This window comes from Streptococcus suis (assembly GCF_002964045.1).
GTDB lineage: Bacteria > Bacillota > Bacilli > Lactobacillales > Streptococcaceae > Streptococcus > Streptococcus suis_U.
Genome location: NZ_POPB01000164.1, coordinates 1 through 2,689 on the forward strand (window position 1 = coordinate 1; position 2,689 = coordinate 2,689).

A 2,689-nucleotide genomic window follows, 5' to 3' on the forward strand; every position below is an offset into this window, starting at 1 on the left:
CCAAGAGAGTAGAAACAGAAAGAAAAACACAGACAGTTCGGCTGGATTTCATCTGAAGCAGCTCAATCTGTCTGTGTATTTTTTTAGTTATTGGCTAGTTTTTGCCCAGCCTCTATAGTCTGAAATAAGAAAAATGTCAATCAACTTTCCAGACAAACAAAAGACACCCGAAGGTGTCTGGAGTTAACTGATTACCTTAATAACCCAAAAACTCTTCCAAGTCCTTGAGGGAACGCTCTGCTATTGCTTCATAACGCTCCTTCTTATCGCGGATACGCGGCCCATCCAGCTCCTTGATGATGCCAAAGTTGACATTCATAGGCTGGAAGTGCTTGCTTTCGGTGTGGGTGATGTAGAATGGCAGAGCTCCGATAGCTGTTGTTTGCGGGAAGATGACCGGCTCTTCGCCACGGAAACGGCGAACAGCGTTGATACCGGCCACTAAGCCAGAGGCGGCAGACTCGACATAGCCTTCTACTCCTGTCATTTGACCTGCAAAGAACAAATTTGGATTTTTCTTGGTCGCAAAGGTCTGTTCCAATAAGTTTGGCGAATCCATGTAGGAATTGCGGTGCATAACGCCGTAGCGGACAAACTCAGCATTTTCGAGTCCTGGAATCATCTGGAAGACCCGCTTCTGCTCGCCCCACTTAAGGTGAGTCTGGAAGCCAACAATATTGTAAAGGCTACCTGCTGCGTTGTCCTGACGGAGTTGCACAACTGCGTAAGGTGTCTTGTATTCGCCATCACGTGGTCCCTTGTAATCTTCTGGATATTCCAGACCAACTGGCTTCATTGGGCCATAGAGCATAGTTTTGATGCCACGTTTAGCCATGACTTCAATAGGCATACAGCCTTCAAAGTATTTTTCTTTTTCAAAGGAGTTTAGCGGTGCTTCCTCAGCAGAAATCAAGGCTTCATAGAAAGCGGTGAACTGCTCCTTGTTCATGGGAGCATTGAGATAGGCAGCTTCTCCCTTGTCGTAACGGGACTTAAGATAGACTAAGTCCATGTTAATGGTCGAGCTATCGACAATAGGTGCTGCCGCATCGTAGAAGTAAAAACCGTCACCACCATTAAGTGCGTGAATCTTCTCTGCCAAGGCGTCAGACGTCAAAGGCCCCGTCGCAATGACTGTAATAGCATCTTCGGGAATCTCTGTAATCTCCCCACGGATGACCTCAATCAGCGGGTGGTTGTGAATCTCATCTGTGACAGCTTGAGAGAAATTCTCTCGGTCCATGGCCATAGCACCGCCAGCAGGCACACGGTGAGCCTCACCAGCTCGCATGATAATGGAATCCAAACGACGCATTTCTTCCTTAAGAAGACCGACAGCGTTGGTCAAACTATCACCACGGAATGAATTGGAACAAACCAACTCAGCAAACTTGTCGGTCTTGTGCTGAGGAGTCGGTTTGACACCCCGCATCTCGTAAAGTTTGACAGGAATGCCACGCTTGGCAATCTGATAAGCAGCTTCTGAGCCAGCCAAACCAGCTCCGATAACATTAATGTGGGTTTGAGACATGAAACTAATACCTCTAGCCAGAATCCTGACTACTGTTTGGGAATGACCCAAAACAGAACCTTTCTAAATTTTTTAACCTATCTAGTATATCAAAAAATGGCTGGAAAAGAAAAAAACTACTCTCTTTATCATGAAAGTAGTTATTAAAATTACATAAAATAATTTATGTAAATATATTCTTGTTTATTAAGTAACTAATTCCGCTATATCGTCAATAACATCGAAGTCCCAACCCATATCACGAAAACCTTGAATATCGGCTTGTGAATATGGGAAAGTATTTAGCAAAACTGCTTTCATGCCAAATTCTTGGGCAATAGCAATATCAGTCGTTAAATCATTACCGATGATGACTGTTTCATTTACATCCAAGTTATTTTCCTCTATTACTAATTTTAGAAATACAGGATCTGGCTTTTTCACTTGGTAGTCTGAGGAAAGATAAACTTGATCCATCAATTCAAAACAGCCCGAAGATTCTATTTCTACTTGTGTAAAAATACGTTGAGCATTTGATAAAATAAACAACTTTGCACCATTTTCTTTTAATCGATGTAAACTGTCGATTGTATGTTTAAATGTTTCAAATTTTTGTCGCGATAGAACTCGGAAGACAGTCGCAACTAATTGACCAAAAGTTGCTATATCTTTAGGTACATTCTCAGTTTGTACTTTTTGAGGTGCTTCGGTCAATAATCGAACAAAAATCTGTTCTAGATCAATTTCGATAAAATCATGTTCGGCATTCTTCAGTAGTTCTTCTTCTGCTTCCTCAACAAATCTTAGATAGGTTGTTTTTAGCTGTCTTGGACCATAGTAGCAACCAAAGGAATTATAAATTTGAGTTAATTGGTCCCATAGTTCGAGTTTGTTCTCATCTGTTTCAATGTCAACCAGGGTACCATAAAAATCAAAAATATAATTTTTGTAACTTTTCATATCTTTCTCCTAATCTTTAGACAACATTTTTTCTATTATACCCCACAGCGAAAACGTTTGCAATACCAATAAATAAAAAACTTACCACTTTTAAAGTGATAAGTTCCAGACTGAAGACAAAGTCCTTAGAATTGATTTTCTAAGGGCTTTTCTTCGTATTTAGGAGTATAATATAAGAAAAAGGACTTATGAGGTTCTCCTATGCTACACAAAGAAAAT

At 40.8% G+C, this 2,689-nt stretch carries 2 protein-coding genes; both read right to left on the bottom strand.

Features of this window, described 5'->3' with window-relative positions; all coding sequences use genetic code 11:
• Positions 1–196 precede the first annotated feature (196 nt).
• Positions 197–1,531 (bottom strand): methylenetetrahydrofolate--tRNA-(uracil(54)-C(5))-methyltransferase (FADH(2)-oxidizing) TrmFO, encoded by a 1,335-nt coding sequence (trmFO, locus tag C1E99_RS01005; protein ID WP_074391120.1) that lies wholly within the window; start codon positions 1,529–1,531, stop codon positions 197–199.
• 186 nt (positions 1,532–1,717) lie between these two features.
• The gene (locus C1E99_RS01010; RefSeq protein WP_105206340.1) at positions 1,718–2,470 is read right to left on the bottom strand and encodes an HAD family hydrolase; all 753 of its coding nucleotides are present in this window, start codon (positions 2,468–2,470) and stop codon (positions 1,718–1,720) included.
• Between the last annotated feature and the right edge of the window lie 219 nt (positions 2,471–2,689).

Excerpts from the sequence above, each read along its gene's own strand:
- trmFO (WP_074391120.1), bottom strand. The coding sequence starts at position 1,531 with ATGTCTCAAACCCACATTAATGTTATCGGAGCTGGTTTGGCTGGCTCA.
- C1E99_RS01010 (WP_105206340.1), bottom strand. The coding sequence starts at position 2,470 with ATGAAAAGTTACAAAAATTATATTTTTGATTTTTATGGTACCCTGGTT.